This is a genomic window from Allocoleopsis franciscana PCC 7113 (assembly GCF_000317515.1).
In the GTDB taxonomy this organism is placed as follows: domain Bacteria; phylum Cyanobacteriota; class Cyanobacteriia; order Cyanobacteriales; family Coleofasciculaceae; genus Allocoleopsis; species Allocoleopsis franciscana.
Genome location: NC_019738.1, coordinates 4226859 through 4243458, shown reverse-complemented (window position 1 = coordinate 4243458; position 16600 = coordinate 4226859). Strand labels below are relative to the sequence as shown.

Below are 16600 nucleotides of genomic sequence, written 5' to 3'. Positions count from 1 at the left end.
TGCCTTACCTCAACGACAAATATTAATGTTAACCTACTTAGGGCTTACTGCACAAATCCGAAACCCTTAGCCATCAATAGTTTAAGCGGCATTGATAGTTGCTCAGCTGCAAGGCAATCAGGTAAAATCCGACAAAACCCTTGCACCTGAACTAGGGAAAATGTACCGGAAAGTTGACTCACCCCCCACCCCACCGGAAAAGTTTGAGTTACCCTTTGAGGGAAAGTTATCACAAGATAACCGTTGGGTAATCATCGCTAATCTCATACCCTGGGAAGAATTTGAAGAGGAATACGCCAGAAACTTTGCCGAAGATATAGGTGCACCCGCCCTACCGTTTAGGATGGCATTGGGTTCATTAATAATCAAAGAGAAATTAGGAATAAGTGATAGAGAAACAGTAGAACAGATAAAAGAGAATCCGTATTTACAATACTTTATAGGACAAAAGTATTACAGCAACGAGGCTCCGTTTGACGCCTCCCTATTAGTGAGATTTAGAGAAAGAATAAATGCGAATTTAGTGAATCAAATAAATCAAAGAATGGTACACAAGAGTCAAGAAGAGAGCGAGGAGAAAGCTAAAAAAAAAGCTCACTCTCAGAAAGGGAAGAAGCAAGAGAGCGCTCCAATCAAGGGAAATTAATACTGGATGCAACCTGTGCGCCAGGAGATATCAGCTATCCCAATGATTTGGGACTGTTAAATCAAGCCAGAGTCAAAACAGAAAAGATAATAGATAGCCTGTATAAACCGCTGAAAGGGAAACTAGGGAAAAAGCCAAAGACTTATAGAAACCTGGCTCGAAAAAATTACTTGCAAGTCGCAAAAAAACGGAAACCGTCAAGAAAACAAATCAGAAAAGCAATCAGAAAGCAATTGCAATATGTCAAAAGAAACTTAGCTCACATAGACCAGCTAACCCAAGCAGGCGATGGCTTAGAGGCTTTAAGCTCCCCTCAATACAAAAGCTTACTGGTGGTCGCAGAAGTTTATCGTCAACAGCAATGGATGTATGACAATAAAACATCAAGAATTGAGGACAGGATAGTCAGTTTAAGTCAACCGCATATCCGTCCAATAGTGAGAGGGAAAGCCGGAAGTCCTGTGGAATTTGGAGCCAAACTCTCGGTAAGTTTAAGAGATGGATATGTATTTTTAGACCGGATAGACTGGAATAACTTTAATGAATCGGGAGATTTAAAAACCCAAGTAGAAGCCTTTAAAGAAGCTACAGGAGTGTATCCAGAATCAGTACACGTTGATCGAATTTATCGAACCCGCTCCAATCGAGCCTTTTGTAAAGAAAGAGGGATTAGAATCAGTGGACCCCCTTTGGGAAGACCGCCAGCTAATGTCAGTGATGAAAAGAAGAAGCAAGCCAAAGAAGATGAAACAGTTCGTAATGCGATTGAAGGGAAATTTGGAGTATCCAAACGAAGATTTAGCTTGAATAGAGTTATGGCTAAACTGCCTAACACCTCTCAAACAGCTATTGCTATTGCTTTTTTGGTCATGAAGCAAGTCCGTCCTGCTACGGCAGGTTTTTTGTCTTTTTTTGTGCTTTCAGCTCTCACCACACCTTTGGGGAAGACAAACTATTATTAAAGCTGATATTTGGAGGCATTGTCAACAACAATACCTCATCATTCCTTCAACCTTACATAACTAATTAATCCATCGGTGGTTTTTCTCTGACTTATTCAGCAAGCCCTACTTAGCCATCCGATCAGAGATGTCTATTACCAAGGATTACCAATCATCGTAAAGGCAGACCAATAATAAGGATGCTCCAGCGTTTGATTTCCGAGTTCCACCAACTCTGGCGGCAAGGGAATATCCACATTAGGAGTATGGAGTTGACCATCCTCCAAACGTACCTCTCCTCGGATCATCGCTAATTGAGTTTGCCTTAATGCTTCTGCCTTAATGGGGGCAGTGTTCAACTGCTGGTAAAAGTCCGTCATCAACCCCAAGGTTCCTTGGTCGCTAACATACCACAGACTTGCCATCGCTGACTTAACCCCTGCCAATACCGCGAACCCCGCAAAGCCCAACTCTGCATCCTTATCCCCCAAAGCTGTGCGACAGGCACTTAGCACTAAAAGCTCTACAGGTGGGTTATTCCAACCGAGAGTTCGCATTTGGTCGAGGCGCAGTTTTTGGTCACCCCATAACTGAATATAAGAGTTACTCGGAGCGCCCGGTTTAAAATCACCATGAGTCGCTAAGTGGATAATGCCAAAGGGTTGTTGCTCTCGTGCTGCCTTTAAATTACCCAGCGTAAAGCCACTGTCTAGGTAAGACTTGCCTTGCCATAACCTCCCGGCAATTGCTGACACTTCTGTCGGTACAGCGGGTAAGGGGTTTTGGTCGGTAAATGTCTTGGCTCCCATCGCCAGAACTTGGGCATTTTTGATGTCTTTGTACAGGGTATCAGTGAGGCTGAGACTGGGCATCAAGCCGACACTATAGCGCTCAATCAAAAATCCTTTCCCGTCATGGAGGGCGGCAACCGGCAAGGAACGTAAGCCAGCATCCATTAGGAAAACCAGATTATTAATTTGTCGTTCTTGTAAATTCGCCTCTAAGGGGGCAATTAACCACTGGTACAGTTGTTGACTTGGGGCTAGGTAGCCACGACGATTTCTGGAATCGGTTACTTTGCTGCGGAATTCTCCAGCCATTTTCAAGACTTGCGCCCTGGTTGCACCGATTACCCGTTTGCGAATGGGTGGCTTTTTCGCTGTCACAACAACTAGTTCCAGTTCATCGCTATCTTGGGGGAGCGGATTTTCTGGGCGTGGGGTACCGGCTGAAGTCGCGCCAAGAGTTGGGGGTACAAATGTGACATAAACCATCGCTGGCTTAATCCCCGTTGCCCTCTCGATTTGGTTGAGAATCTCACGTTCTTGATCCAGAGTTCTAATTGGTATCTCACCCGGTAATCCTAAATACTGTTTGTATTGATTGGTTAAGGATTTTTCGATTTGGGCAACCACGGGGTCAATTTCAACAGGAGGTAGGGTAACCGTTAGCAACGGTTGTGGTGGGTAACTCTGCTCTGGAAGTGGATTTCCTAGTATTGGTGTTGGCGTTGGCGTTGGTGTTGGCGTTGGTGTTGGGGTTGGGGTTGGTGTTGGGGTTGGGGTTGGGGTTGGGGTTGGTGTTGGGGTTGGAGGTGGGGTTGGTGTAATTGCGATCGCAATTGGTTGTGGGGCTGAGACGGAAACATTATCACTCGCCCTGATGCTAAAAGCTGCAATGGAACCCGTAGCATCCACCGGTGGAGTGTAGAACAAAACCTCATTTACCGACACAGTGGCTCCTGGTTGTATGGGTGTTCCATCTTGTCGCGTTAGTGTTCCCTGTGCGATCGCATCAATAATAATCGTAGTGATATCACTATTCACATCGCCCAACTGGGGATTTAACTGCGCCAAGGTAAACGAAAACGTCTGGTTTTGCGTGGCACCGGTTAGCTGTGTGTTGGATGCCAGAGTCGGTGCTTGGTTAATAAACGTGATACTAATCCCATTAACCGTTGGATCGCCCAGCACAAACGTATTGTTATTGGGAATCTGGGTATCAGCAGTGGGAATAGCGGGTGAAAACTGAATAAATTGACCGACACCAGCCGCATTCCGAGTATCAATTGCTCCCACAACGCCATTATTCGTCGCATCACCCACAACAAAGCGGAAATTTTGTGGCCCCCCGCCATGTTGAAGGGTAACCGCGCCACCTTGAGTTGTTCCTCCAGTATTAATCGTGGTAGTCGTGCCAGTGATAACGTCCGTTCCCCGGATGACTCCACTGTTGGTTGTGATACTGACATTGCCACCCGTGCCGTTTGGAGTAACAGCGGTAGTGTTATGAAGTCCTTGGGTGTTAATGCTGTCGAAGGTAATATTACCTCCCGCTTGTAAGCTGACTTGACCACCAACACCAGAAACAAATCCAAAGTTACTCGTACCAGAGGAATTAATCGCACCGGTTGTGATATTGCCACCAGCTATTAAGGAAACCTCACCTCCCTGAATCGTCACCTCATTAGTCGTATCTGTAGCAAATGTATTAATGTTCGCTGTTTGAATGTTGCCTGTCGCGCTAATAATTGCAGGGCCACCTACAGGGCCACCATATAAATCACCAGCACCAACCGTGATATCACCAGTAACCGTAACATTTCCCGGCGTACTCGTTGTTCCTGTTGTATTAAATGTTGTTCCTGAAAATGTAACTGGAGGAGTACCAAAAACGGTATTTGGGTAACCAAAAGCAGGCTCTTCCAAAGCGGTCACACCCGCTCTTAAAATTAAAGCAGGCTGATCTCCCAAAAGAATAGCATCCGGTGAGCAATTAACCGTTTGCGCCAGCAAGTAACCGGACTTTGAATGAACCTGACTTCTCGGCAGCAATCGGGAAATAGGAATATTGGTTCGACTGGCAACTAAAACTCTGGGCTGAATAGAGCCAACAGGCCCAAATCCACCACAAATTCCAGCCATAACAAAATCCGCATCAGTGATGGTGATAGTTCCATTTACGGTGATACTACCAAGGGTTTCAATTTTGAGAGATGGCCCTGTATAACTGCCGATCACAACATCGCCAACGGAACTGATAATTGGGTCATAAAGGCTACTAAAATCGCCACCATTTCCACTAGAATTCAGAATAGAAAAACTACCCTGATTGGCAAAATGGGCATCCAGAGAAATCTTGCCATCACTGACCAAAGTTAGGTTGCCACCGCTGACAAATGGCGTTTGATACAAGTGATTTAGCGCTAGAACATCAATTCCTGCATCGCCACGAATGTAGAGATTACCTCCCGCTTGAGCTGAAAAGGGTTTGGCGACACTATCACGCACCACCACTGTATCTTTTGCCAGCAAATTCATATTACCTGTTGTCTGTAACTGGCTTTCAATTAGGGTAAGATTGCGGTTGGCTGATAAAGTTACTGTCCCACCACTAAGCTGATTGACAACGACATCACCTGTTTTTACCTCAGTTCCAGAATTCGCAAGTTGTGCCTGTCCGGAGGTATTAACAGTCATACCTGTAGTCAGATTTGATGCACCACCTGTGAGCAATTGGGGTAACATTTGTGGTGTGATTGGCAAGGAATTACCCTGTCCATTAGTCGGCGGTGCAAGCTCCAAGCTTAGGAGTTGTCCCGCTTGGTTCACCCGTACCAAACTCGTTCCGGCTACAGCCGCGACGGTAAGATTACCTCCGGATGCTTGCACGGTTCCCGTACTAACAACTGTCCCCCCAATCAGTGACAAATTCTGCCCTGAATTAACGGCTAAATTCCCTGCATTAATAATCGCTCCGGGTTGAGCTGCATCAAAGCGAAAACCGCTGGGAGTACCCGCTAAATTACTGTAGTTATTGTTACTAAATGCCTCAAACCAACTCCCATTCAAGCCAATGGCATTGGCAGTCGTTGCGGTGAACGAAGCAGGAACGTTTAAACTCGCATTTGCACCAAATACAATTCCCGCTGGGTTCATTAAGAACAAGTTGGAATTGCCGCCACTGACTTGAATCAAACCATTAATAATCGAAGCGTTCCCACCCGTGACACGCCCTAGAATATTCGCGATTGATGGATCAGATAAAAAATTAGCAATTTGGTTTTGATTCAGGCCAAATTGACTAAAGCTATGGAATAAATTTGTGCCATCCTGAGAACGCTGTCCACCGGTAATATCATAGCTATTTCCATTTTGGATGACATTTGTACCTGTTGTGTTATCGGTGATGGGTTGGGCTGCAACAAGAGAAGGGAAAAGGGCTAGGGAAAAAGGTAAAAGGGATGAAGCAATAGCGTTAAAGGTAAAACGTAAAGCATTAGTTGAAGAGTTGCTTTGAGCTTTACCTTTTGAAGTTTGACTGACTCTTGTCTCTATCTCTCTGCTCGTTTGAGAGCCCGCTCCCCATCTTTTGATTCCCCGGCGTTGGTAAGCTAGTTCTACGGCTAGTCGTGCGTCACGTATTTGCTCGTGTCGCTTCTGGTGGGAGATACTTTTTGGGTGAGTGCGGTAATAATAAAGGGGCTTATTAACGTGCTTAATTTCCGTCTTTTCAGAAAGACGCAGGCACAAGTCGTAATCTTGGGCATATTTCAATAAATCGTTCAAGCCGCCGACTTGCTCATAGACACTCCGACGCATTAGCCGGAAATGGAATGTCATAAATTGGTGGAGTAATCCTTCTTTTGAATAGGGAACGATACAGCGATATCCGTAGCTGACGATTCTGTCCTGTTCGTCGATATCCAGGTAACTGCTGTAAACCATGCCCACTGAGGGTTCGCGCTCAAGTACCAGGGTTGTTTCCTTTAGGGCAGTTGGGGCAAGCAGGTCATCACTGTCTACGAAACCGATGTATTTACCCTTCGTTTGAGCGATCGCTTGTTTCAAAGCGCGAGTATGCCCTTGATGTTCTGCCGTTACCACTCGCACACGACTGTCTTTACAGGCATATTCCTGGGCAATCGTGAGGGAGCGATCGCTAGAGCCGTCATCCCACACCAATAGCTCAAAATCTTCTAGGGTTTGTGAGAGAACACTCTCAATTGCAGCCTGTAGGTAACGCTCTCGGTTATAAACAGTTATGACAATGGAAATTAGTGCTGCCATAGGAATACCTGGATTATCCTGTAAAGAGATTATATTTTTATGGCAAATGTCCCCTCTCAAAAACAAACAAGACTTAATTAATCTTTATCAATTAAGCACAACCAATCTGATGCAGATCTTATTCAAGTGAATCTTCAAAAAACCGGATAGATGTAAAGACTACAACACTAGCAAACAATCCTTTTCCGCAATGGCTTGTCTCAATATTTTCCTCTTAATAGAAATTATTTATGACCAAATCGGAATAATCGTCAACAATCAGAGGTTTTGGGCACTAATTAGTTTTTTAATTTTTGTGAAGAAGTGAGTCATTAATTCAAATAATTTTTTTAAACTTAAAATATCAAGTGTTTTCCCCTTTAAAAGGGGGTTTAGGGGGGTAGTGCAAGATGTGAGTTTACATCAAATAAGCTTTCATGAGTGCTTTGATCTGAGGCAGAGACGTTGCGATCGCTTCCGGACTCGGCTGAGTTTTTTGCCACGAATCACGCGCCATTAAACGATCACACCAAGCCTTGAGTTTTGGATAGTCATCCAGCGAGACACCTATACTGGGAAGCTGAGGCACTACTGTTCCAGCGGCAATATCACCCAGGGTTAGGAATTCGCTAGCAAAATAGGGAGAATCACCGAGTAAGCTTTCAAAGAAATCCAGTACCGTGAGGACTTGCTGATGAGCCTTCTCCACCTTTTGGGGTGCATTTTCCAATACACCTAGCGCCTGACTCGTCAATCGAATCGTGGGAGGTAAGAGTTCATTAATCGTGACGAGTTCCACCATGCGTACAGTTGCGATTGCTTTGGTATCAGTAGGCATAAGTGAGGGTGTAGGGTACTTGGCTTCCAGGTAGTCAAGAATCGCCAAAGATTCTACTACCCTAAAGCCATCATCGACTAAAACAGGAATATGGTGAAATGGGCTAATTTCAAGAAACTCGGATTGATATTGATCACCATCTAATTTGAGTACAATCTCCTCAAAAGGCAGTCCTTTTTCTAGGAGTGTAATCCACACACGGCGAGAGTTTGCAGACAGAGGGATATGATAAAGCTTTAGCATATTAACGCCTGTAAGTATTTTCAAAGATTAAAGATTAAAGATTATCTTCTAAAGTTTCAATAGTTCAGGAACTCAGATGTTGGCTGAACCATGCTGCTACGATTCTTTGAATTTCAGATATATTCTGCTGCATGTCCGGAGCATTCTGGGCGGCTTCCAGGTCGATGTTATGCTTTAGATGCTCAAAAGTTCGTATAGACAAACGATGTGACTGAGCAGCTTGCTCATAATATGCTGCAACAGTGGCATACAAATCCTTTACTTCGCTCACCGGAAATATCTCGTCCTGTGTACCCTGTACGAACAAAACAGCAGGCATGGGTTGGCGCTTTTGCAAATTTGAAGCACGAGCCATAAAGTCTAATCGTTGTTTAGCCACTTCTGACTCCGCACTCCAGCAATAGCGCTTCTCTACCCAAGGATATTTTTCTTTAAGTGTAGAATAAGCCCCTTGAACGATACGTTCATAGTTATTAACAACAGAAACCAAATCTTTAGTAACACCCGCTAACACGGCTGTCGTAATTGGCAAAGAACTTTCCAGCAAGGTGAGTAATGCGGCGATACCGCCAACCGAGAAGCCAAACAAACCAATCCCTGCCCTGTCATCAATGCTAAATCGCGCTTGCAATGCACGAACAACATGGGGTAACTCCTGCATGGCTTGTTCGATAGTAGGAAGCAGCGCCTGTAACACGTAGTCTTCTAGCTGCCGCCGTGTCATCTCATCAGTACCACCAACTGGCAAACGCTTTCCAAACAGTGGCAATCCGAGATAGGCTTTCCAAGCTTGTACCTCTTCAAGCGGCAATAGTTCTGCCAGCATTTCCTCGCTGCCCGGTATCCCGGCACCGTGCCACAGAACAATGAGTGGGGCACTTAAGCTAGGATTGGCAGGTGGACGAACTAAAACGGGTACGCCCGCTAATTCTAGTGATTTTAGGCTAGACATCACTGACTTCCTTGTGCTTTAGACTTTCGGATTGGCAATGTAGGCGATTGCCCCAAAGGGGCAGCGCAAAGCGATCGCAATCTTCCACGTTAAACTAAGTTGAATGGCACTGGCTTAAGAGCCTTGCAATTAAATTTCAGGCTCAAATCTCAAGTAAGCTAAAGCTTATCGCATAAGCTTTTCAACCCGTTTTAACGGGTTTTAGCTGTTAGCCCGTTCGCGAAGCGTTCCCGAAGGGTACTTTAGTTCAGGGCTTATTTCAGTGCTATTGAAACTAAGTCTTGATTCGCGCTGTCTTCATTCAATTGCCGTTTCGCCCAGCCGAGCGAGAAGAGCATCGGCGTATTTGACACAGATATCAGCAATTATTTTGCTGTTTTCATGTGCGACTTTGATCGTGTTCTCAGTGATAATCCCTCGCTCTTTAGAGCTTTGCGAGAATTCGATCCAACTGCAATTTTTGAGAATTGACTGAAGAGCTAAGGCGGTGAAATATTCACGTTTTGTCAGTCTCTCAACTGTTGGCTCAATATCCTTTTCTTCAACATTAGATAGCTCGGCGCTCATGGTCTGGTTCTCCATATCCATGTTTTTGGTAGTGAAGAGTATTCTCAAACAAAGAAAAATTTTAAATTCGTAGCAGCACTTTAGTGCTAGCTTACCCTTAAGAGCGGCTACGAACACCTATTTGTTGAGTATGATCGCTCAATAGATTCTGGAGTTTGCTGTTCAGGACAGCGTGCCAACCTCCATTGAGATAAAAGTTGAGAGTAACAGTATCAATGCTCTCGGCTCTGCCATATCCTCTAGAAAATGGCATTTTTGGCTCAATTCGTTCTGGCATTCGAGTCTCCAGAAATGCTCTAGGCATAGAGTTTTCTAGCCCTGTCTGCTCATGATGCGTTAGCAGACTCCGTGTGAGCGATCGCTCAGCCGTGACAGAGGCAATTGCACGGCTCTCAAAGCCCTTATGTTCAAGCTGAAGCTGTGTACCCCCCTCCATCGGTACCAGTCTCCACGTCACAATTGTTGGCTTCCCCATCAACCCACCCCGCCAAGTATAGGAGAGACTTCTGGGTTCATCGAGTTCGATCACCTCACAGTGGATGGCTTCATTCACTCCTTGGTGCGGCTGAGGCTCAAACCGGAATTTATGCCCAATTCGTGGCTCAAAGTCGTTCTCCATCAACCATTGTGCCAACACACGGCGATTGGTAATTGCCTGCCAAACCCTTTCTGGAGAGTAGGGGTAAAAGACATCTAGCTTTAAGTCTCGGAGCATGGATTTTCCTCCAAATACTTGCCAAGGGCATCGAGTTTCTCTTGCCAGAACTGCTCATAAGGATTCACCCAGTCAGATACTTCCTTGAGAGGTTCCGGATTCAGCCGATACAGACGCTGCCGTCCTACTTTGCGCTGGCTGACTAAACCCGCCTCACACAGGATATGCAGGTGCTGAGAAATGGCTGGCATGGACATCTCAAAGGGTTCAGCAAGCTGCTTCACTGATTGTTCGCCATTGCATAGCCGATCCAGGAGAGCGCGTCGGGTTGGATCTGCGATCGCCTGAAAAATATCAGCACTAGCGGCAGGTCTACTCATACAGAGAAACTCAATACTTAAGCAAATGCTTAACTGTTATTAGAATACATAAGCATTTGCTTAAATGTCAATCGATTGTAGAATTCCAACAGCATTTATTACCTCTGGAGGGGCGAAGCATTCGGGCGAAAAACCTAAGGTTTGAACGATAAATTGTCCTCCGAATGCTTCGCCCCTACCCATAATTTTGGTTTCTAGATTGATCGACTAGCGCTGGAACGTTGGAACTTCCCCTAATTAGGTATCGCCACACGCTTGGGCAGACAGCCTTTAACCTGCCACCTTGTTAACCTTCAATCCATCAAGTAACCGACGAGACAATCTGAATGCCCCGTGTTGAGAACCGTGTCACCCAGAAATCCACATCTGGGTTGGCAATCATGCCCCTGACTCTTTGCCGAACCTCCTGCGCGTGAGCCTCCGACTCGCACAGAGCAAATACAGTTGGCCCCGATCCAGACATCATCGTTCCCAAAACACCGCTACTTTGAAACGCTTCCCTCAGTTGTGCCACTTGGGGAGTGGTGGGCAGCACCACTTTTTCTAAATCATTGTGCAGCAACCGACCAATTTGTGAGCCATCCTTGTGGCGAATCGCGTTAACTATCGGCCCCGAATGAACTCGATGGGCGCGGGATTCCAAACTCTGTGTATCGCGCACATAAGTATGACCAAACTCAGAGCGATAAGCCTGATAAGCCCACGGGGTCGAAATCATCAGATTTCGGTCTTTCGCTAAAACAACATAAAGCGAATTGAAAGCTGATAGAGAATTCAGTTGCTCACCTCGACCCGTCGCCAGCGCCGTGCCACCTGCCAAACAAAACGGAACATCAGAGCCAAGTTGTGCGGCTAAGTCTTGTAATTCCGGCTGGGTGAGTCCCAACTGCCACATCATATCTACTGCCACTAAAACAGCGGCAGCATTGGTCGAACCTCCCGCCAGTCCAGCCGCTACAGGAATATGTTTTTTGATGGTAATTTCCACACCACCAAATTTTGCGAAGGCATCGGGAAAGACCTTCGCCATCAATTCTACGGCTCGGTAGGCAAGGTTGCTTGAGTCACTCGGCACTTGGGGATGGTCGCAGTGAATGAGGATAGTATCGGTACCGATCGCACGAACTTCAATTTGGTCGGCTAACTCGATGCTCTGAAGAATCATCGCCAACTCGTGATATCCATCTGGGCGATCACCTAGAATTTCCAAATACAGATTGATTTTGGCTGGGGCAATTAGGGAGTAGGAGCGCATTACTCGATTAGGGATGCAAGGATTGTGGATTATTTAGATGGGAGCGGAAATTCCCGGTCTACAATCGGTTAACAAGTTACTCAACGCAACCCACTGTTGCACGCTCAGGTCTTCTGCGCGAGCTTGGGGGTTAACATCTAATTGTTCCAGCAACTGGGTAAGGCGATCGCATTCCACCACCGATTTCAAATTATTTCGCAACATTTTCCGCTTGCTAGAAAATCCCAGTTTCAGCAATGTCTCTAACCATTTGGGTTCAGTGGCTTGTGGTTCCACCCGGCGCGGACGCAACCGCACTACGGCAGAATCAACTTTGGGGGGAGGGGAGAAGGCTTTGGCGGGCACTTCACAGATTAATTCACACTCGGCTAAATACTGCACCCGCACGGATAAAGCACCGAATGCTCTCGAACTGGGCTTTGCATACAACCGTTCTGCAACCTCTTTTTGCACCAAGAGTACGATTAAATCAAAGGGATCAGCAGCGGGTTGAGAAATGGTACCCAGTAGCTTCTCTAAAATGGGGCCAGTAATGTTGTAGGGAATATTGGCGACAACTTTATTGGGGTTCTGAAAGGCGGGGAAGGAGGCTAGCTGCGCGTCTATGTCGAGGGTAAGGAAGTCGCCTTGCAACAGCAAGAAGTTATCAAACGACCTCAACTTTTGGACTAATAACTTGCACAAGTCTCGGTCAATTTCTACGGCGACTACGGATTCGGCTTGCGGTAATAAGCGGCGAGTCAGAATGCCCGTACCGGGGCCAATTTCCAGGATACGCTCGCTTTTTTGCAACTGAGCGGCTGCAACAATTTGGTTGAGCGCCGCTTCACTGCGTAGCCAATGTTGAGCAAATTGTTTACGGGCTTTTGGAGTCATTTGCTCATTGTACCGAGGAGCCAGGAGCGTTTGCACTATAAAAAACCCCACTGGGGTCAAGCCTGTGGGGTTGCCTTCTGATGAAATCTCCCATTATCCTAAGTTGGCCGAAAGCATAAGGCTTCCCCTGATCGGATTATCCACTTGGGTGATAGGGCGATACACGCCATTGATTGAATTTTAGGGATTGGTTAGAAATTATTTGTTTCTGATTTTGGCCCAACACTCCCTGGCTGGTTCAGGAAGAGGTTACCGGCTGCCTCATTTTGATAGATACATTCGATTTCTGGTTTGCTATTCAAGTCGCCAGTAAAGCCAAAGGTATTCATCCGTCGTTTACAGTCACGCACCTGATCAGAGGTTACCAAGTTCTTCTGCTCCAGGATTGACCAGTTATTCTGACGTAGTACACACCCAGGTCGCATGGTCGGCTGGGTCACAAAGACGTTAAAGGGATTGAGTGTCACAAACACACGCATATCTGTAACGATCGAGCTGGCACCGTATTGAACACAGAGTTCAGCGTTCGGTACACTGCGGTCAATAACTTCGCGGGATGCTACATTTTCTGGATTGAACGTCGCTGTTGAGCTAAAAGCAATGCCAACCCCAACTCCTAGTATGAAGATAGCCGCGAAAGCAAAAAGGACTATCGGCGTGAATATGGAACCGGCACTCGCAGGCTTAGAAGTGGAGAAGGCATCCCTATCTCTGGGGGGAGTGAACCTGGATTTACGTTTCATTGTTGCTCAGTCAATCTTAAGAGTATGGGGGGGAGTAGTTGCAACTGCTCTCCTTCTCTCAGTATGCCTATAGATGATGCCACTTGACAGATTGTCGGTTACAGTCTCAATCGTTATGTTGGGCTGATGGCTGAAGTGCGTAGCTGTTTTTGGATACATTGTTTTGAATCCGAAACTTACAAAAATTTATCGTAAGTGTGGGATCATTTTACAAAGTCCACTACACTAACCAGTCCAGCAGTAAAAATAACCATGACTAGTCGTCCTATTCTTCTTGGAATCGTCGGTGATAGCGCTGCCGGAAAAACAACTCTGACGAGGGGAATTGCTCAAGTCTTAGGCACCGATCAAGTCACGGTTATTTGTACGGACGATTACCACCGCTATGATCGCAAGCAACGAGCTGAAATGGGAATTTCAGCCTTGCACCCCGACTGCAACTACCTAGATATTATTGAGCAACACTTGAGTTTGCTCCGCCAGGGACAACCCATCCTTAAGCCCATTTACAACCACAGCACCGGCTCGTTTGACGCACCGGAGTACATTAAGCCGAGCAAGTATGTGATTGTTGAGGGATTGCTGGGTTATGCGGCTCGTGGAGCGCGGGATTGCTTTGATGTCAAAGTTTATTTGGCACCTCCAGAATCTTTACGGGCACAGTGGAAAATTAAGCGCGATACTCGTAAGCGGGGGTATACCGAAGAACAGGTTATCGAGCAATTGAGGAAGCGTGAATCCGACTCAGAAGAATTTATCCGTCCTCAGCGCAAGTGGTCTGATATTGTCGTCAGCTTTTACCCACCTGACGATGAGACATCGGAGCAGAGCGATTTATTGCTAAATGTACATCTAGTACTCAGACCCACTATCCCCCACCCCGACTTTACTGGAATTCTCAATCCCAGCAAATCTCATCTCAGTTCAGCGATTCGCTTAGAACTCGATCGCGATATGGGTAAGCCGGTTGATGTTCTCGAAATTGATGGTCATGCGACTGACGAACAGGTCAAAGAGTTAGAACGGTTACTGTGTAATGAAATTCCCTATCTAGGCCAATTCTGTAGTCTGGAAGGGAATCAAGATATTGGTAAAGTTACAGGAACAACTGGAGAAACGCTCCAAAGCTATCCTCTTGCCCTAACACAGCTACTCATTACCTATCACATGCTCAAAGCGGCCAATATCTTTGACTCAGCCGAACCCAGCCTTAGGGTTTAGTTCATTGGGTTTGAGGTCATTGATTCAGATCAGGATTAGCTGGCTGTAAGCCTTAACATACCGTTAACGGCTGTGGATTTTTTGAGGCCGATGTCAGTTTCAAGTCTCGAAAAGGGATTACTAAAATTAATACCCTTGAGTCTTCATGAGCCTGCATCTATGACGTATAGCCTGAGAATTGCCGATATTCCAACCAGTGAGCGCCCTCGTGAGCGATTAATGGTGCAGGGAGCTAAAAATCTGACAACAGCGGAACTAATAGCGATTTTGTTAGGTACAGGTCAAGGAAAAGGCAAGCTTTCTGCGATCGGTTTGGGACAATACATTTTGCAGCAGTTAGGCGATAATCAGCGCGATCCGATGGAGGTGTTGCGAGACATTCACCCTCAGGAGTTGATGGAATTTCATGGTGTGGGGCCGGCTAAGGCAACAACGATTCTAGCGGCTGTTGAGTTGGGAAAACGGGCATTTCAGTCTCGCCCTTCGGATCGTACAGTAATCGATAGTCCCGTGGCGGCGGCGGCGGCTCTCAGTCACGAATTGATGTGGCAAACTCAGGAACGATTTGCGGTGTTGCTACTAGATGCGAAGAATCAGTTACTGGGTACTAAAGTGATTACGATTGGTACGGCAACAGAGACATTGGCAAATCCCCGCGATATTTTCCGAGAGGTGCTGCGACAGGGAGCAACGCGGGTGATTATTGCTCATAATCATCCGACCGGAAGTGTGGAACCGAGTTCGGAAGATATTGCGCTAACAGAACAGCTCTTGCAGGGAGCACAATTACTTTGCATTCCCATTCTCGATCACCTGATTTTAGGGAATGGGAATCATCAAAGTTTGCGGATCACGACAGGCTTATGGAATAAATATCCGCAGGGGGATTAACAAAGTTTGCCTTTCCTTTGCTGTTGCTTGGAGCTATGTTGTGCTAATAACTTTTTGCACAAACAACAGGGTTTAGCTACCGAGTAATATAAATACCAATCCTGCAAGAACGCGCAGTGGCTTTGTCAAACACCAAATTAGTTTTAACATGGTATCACCAATAGAAGAAAACACTGAGGGGCTTGGAAATCAATAGCATCTTAGATTTCTCTTGATGTCTGGCTCATCTCTCCATTTAGGTAAATCCGCCAGTAAACGCCAGCAAACGCCCATGACAAAAGTCACGGTTAAACTCATGACTTTCTCCTCATGTGGCTAATGGGTGTGAATTCTTATGATGAAGACATCAAATTCCAAAGTTCACATAGACCACAGTTCCTCACACACACCAAACGCCAGCGGGTGCAAACCAAAGCACCCGTTTTTGCTTGCAATGGTTTGAGGCTTCTGTTTTGTATTCAAAGTGAGGGTTTTTGCGTATAAAAGGGCAGTTTAGGCAAAGCAACTGCACCCGAACTGCGCTTTGCTGCTGCACTTCGTGCCGCTTCGCTAACGCACCATGCTTACGCAAACGCTCTTCTCGCTTCGCTATCGCAATGACAAAAGCCGCTTCCTTGTGCTATATTAATTGCCTGCGGGCGATTAGCACAGGGGTAGCGCACTTCCTTCACACGGAAGGGGTCACTGGTTCAAATCCAGTATCGCCCATTGGATAAATGTACAATGACTAATTATTTGTTGTGATTTAAAGTTTGTTTTTGCCGCTGCGGCAAACTTATGCTTTAAAATGTCTCCGGCAAAGTCATGCTTTAAAACCTGGGGTTGAAATTTAACTCCAAGTGAGCTAGGATTCGCCCACTGTCACATTCCGCATTGTCCACACAAGAGGGTCATACACAATTTGCTCTGATGTGAGCCACTCTTGGTAGCAAGTAGGACACCAAGCTTTACGATTACGCAATAAACCATGCGATGGGAGAATTTCAGCGCAACTCAGCAGAGTCAATAATCGTAAGTCATTCAACAGCGTCACCTTTTCAAGCGCTTCAACCCAGTCCCTGGCCATGTCTCCCGTACCATTGAAAGCATGGGCGCGGTTGAATAATGCACGTAAACCCATGCTGGCACTACTGCTAAGATATGGCTTTTCCACTACTGGTACCAGTTCACGGGACATCAACACTCCTGGAAATACGCTATGAGACTCTGCCAGTCGAGCAATGTAGCTAGTTAAGCTTTCTACAACAAGAGTTCCTATTCCTACTGGTGGTAAATGGTAAAGATGGCTACGTTCTGGCAACTGAAAATGCTGGCATCTAGTATTATTCCAATCCAAATTGCAGC

The 16600-nt window shown here is 46.1% G+C and carries 12 protein-coding genes, 1 tRNA gene and 1 pseudogene; 4 read left to right on the top strand and 10 right to left on the bottom strand.

Going from position 1 to position 16600, the window contains the following annotated elements; all coding sequences use genetic code 11:
• Positions 1-160 precede the first annotated feature (160 nt).
• Positions 161-1672: pseudogene (locus MIC7113_RS35465) on the top strand (IS5 family transposase).
• Between the two features lie 70 nt (positions 1673-1742).
• On the opposite strand, the gene MIC7113_RS17620 reads toward MIC7113_RS35465, so the two are convergent.
• The 9 genes from MIC7113_RS17620 to MIC7113_RS17580 form a co-directional block, all read right to left on the bottom strand.
• Positions 1743-6656 carry a CHAT domain-containing protein gene (locus tag MIC7113_RS17620; RefSeq protein ID WP_015183523.1) on the bottom strand — a complete coding sequence of 1638 codons (4914 nt, stop codon included), beginning with the start codon at positions 6654-6656 and terminating at the stop codon, positions 1743-1745.
• A 397-nt stretch (positions 6657-7053) separates the two neighbouring features.
• Positions 7054-7716, bottom strand: coding sequence for a glutathione S-transferase family protein (locus tag MIC7113_RS17615; protein ID WP_015183522.1), 663 nt, complete (start codon positions 7714-7716; stop codon positions 7054-7056).
• Positions 7717-7780: 64 nt separating this feature from the next.
• Positions 7781-8668, bottom strand: coding sequence for a hypothetical protein (locus MIC7113_RS37705; RefSeq protein ID WP_015183521.1), 888 nt, complete (start codon positions 8666-8668; stop codon positions 7781-7783).
• Positions 8669-8965: 297 nt separating this feature from the next.
• Complete coding sequence (locus MIC7113_RS17605) at positions 8966-9250, bottom strand: hypothetical protein (RefSeq protein WP_155898024.1); 285 nt, start codon at positions 9248-9250, stop codon at positions 8966-8968.
• An 82-nt stretch (positions 9251-9332) separates the two neighbouring features.
• Positions 9333-9950 carry an SRPBCC family protein gene (locus MIC7113_RS17600; protein WP_015183519.1) on the bottom strand — a complete coding sequence of 206 codons (618 nt, stop codon included), beginning with the start codon at positions 9948-9950 and terminating at the stop codon, positions 9333-9335.
• Positions 9935-10270: an ArsR/SmtB family transcription factor gene (locus tag MIC7113_RS17595; protein ID WP_015183518.1), complete on the bottom strand. Its 336-nt coding sequence runs from the start codon at positions 10268-10270 to the stop codon at positions 9935-9937. The genes MIC7113_RS17600 and MIC7113_RS17595 overlap by 16 nt, the downstream gene beginning before the upstream one ends.
• Before the next feature lie 301 nt (positions 10271-10571).
• Complete coding sequence (gene ispE, locus MIC7113_RS17590) at positions 10572-11525, bottom strand: 4-(cytidine 5'-diphospho)-2-C-methyl-D-erythritol kinase (protein ID WP_015183517.1); 954 nt, start codon at positions 11523-11525, stop codon at positions 10572-10574.
• A 33-nt stretch (positions 11526-11558) separates the two neighbouring features.
• Positions 11559-12401, bottom strand: coding sequence for a 16S rRNA (adenine(1518)-N(6)/adenine(1519)-N(6))-dimethyltransferase RsmA (gene rsmA, locus MIC7113_RS17585; RefSeq protein WP_041780964.1), 843 nt, complete (start codon positions 12399-12401; stop codon positions 11559-11561).
• A gap of 191 nt (positions 12402-12592) precedes the next feature.
• A complete protein-coding gene (locus tag MIC7113_RS17580) occupies positions 12593-13144 on the bottom strand; it encodes a DUF3172 domain-containing protein (protein ID WP_015183515.1) in 552 nt (183 codons plus the stop codon).
• 252 nt (positions 13145-13396) lie between these two features.
• Between MIC7113_RS17580 and MIC7113_RS17575 the strand changes: the two genes are divergently transcribed.
• From MIC7113_RS17575 to MIC7113_RS17565, 3 genes are all read left to right on the top strand, one after another.
• Positions 13397-14365, top strand: coding sequence for a phosphoribulokinase (locus MIC7113_RS17575; RefSeq protein WP_015183514.1), 969 nt, complete (start codon positions 13397-13399; stop codon positions 14363-14365).
• Between the two features lie 159 nt (positions 14366-14524).
• Positions 14525-15256 carry a RadC family protein gene (radC, locus tag MIC7113_RS17570; RefSeq protein WP_015183513.1) on the top strand — a complete coding sequence of 244 codons (732 nt, stop codon included), beginning with the start codon at positions 14525-14527 and terminating at the stop codon, positions 15254-15256.
• Positions 15257-15892: 636 nt separating this feature from the next.
• Positions 15893-15964, top strand: a tRNA-Val gene (locus MIC7113_RS17565).
• A gap of 136 nt (positions 15965-16100) precedes the next feature.
• Here the strand turns inward: MIC7113_RS17565 and MIC7113_RS17560 are convergent.
• Positions 16101-16556 (bottom strand): TniQ family protein, encoded by a 456-nt coding sequence (locus MIC7113_RS17560; RefSeq protein ID WP_172642244.1) that lies wholly within the window; start codon positions 16554-16556, stop codon positions 16101-16103.
• Positions 16557-16600: the final 44 nt, after the last annotated feature.

Excerpts from the sequence above, each read along its gene's own strand:
- MIC7113_RS17620 (WP_015183523.1), bottom strand. The coding sequence starts at position 6,656 with ATGGCAGCACTAATTTCCATTGTCATAACTGTTTATAACCGAGAGCGT.
- MIC7113_RS17615 (WP_015183522.1), bottom strand. The coding sequence starts at position 7,716 with ATGCTAAAGCTTTATCATATCCCTCTGTCTGCAAACTCTCGCCGTGTG.
- MIC7113_RS37705 (WP_015183521.1), bottom strand. The coding sequence starts at position 8,668 with ATGTCTAGCCTAAAATCACTAGAATTAGCGGGCGTACCCGTTTTAGTT.
- MIC7113_RS17605 (WP_155898024.1), bottom strand. The coding sequence starts at position 9,250 with ATGGAGAACCAGACCATGAGCGCCGAGCTATCTAATGTTGAAGAAAAG.
- MIC7113_RS17600 (WP_015183519.1), bottom strand. The coding sequence starts at position 9,950 with ATGCTCCGAGACTTAAAGCTAGATGTCTTTTACCCCTACTCTCCAGAA.
- MIC7113_RS17595 (WP_015183518.1), bottom strand. The coding sequence starts at position 10,270 with ATGAGTAGACCTGCCGCTAGTGCTGATATTTTTCAGGCGATCGCAGAT.
- ispE (WP_015183517.1), bottom strand. The coding sequence starts at position 11,525 with ATGCGCTCCTACTCCCTAATTGCCCCAGCCAAAATCAATCTGTATTTG.
- rsmA (WP_041780964.1), bottom strand. The coding sequence starts at position 12,401 with ATGACTCCAAAAGCCCGTAAACAATTTGCTCAACATTGGCTACGCAGT.
- MIC7113_RS17580 (WP_015183515.1), bottom strand. The coding sequence starts at position 13,144 with ATGAAACGTAAATCCAGGTTCACTCCCCCCAGAGATAGGGATGCCTTC.
- MIC7113_RS17575 (WP_015183514.1), top strand. The coding sequence starts at position 13,397 with ATGACTAGTCGTCCTATTCTTCTTGGAATCGTCGGTGATAGCGCTGCC.
- radC (WP_015183513.1), top strand. The coding sequence starts at position 14,525 with ATGACGTATAGCCTGAGAATTGCCGATATTCCAACCAGTGAGCGCCCT.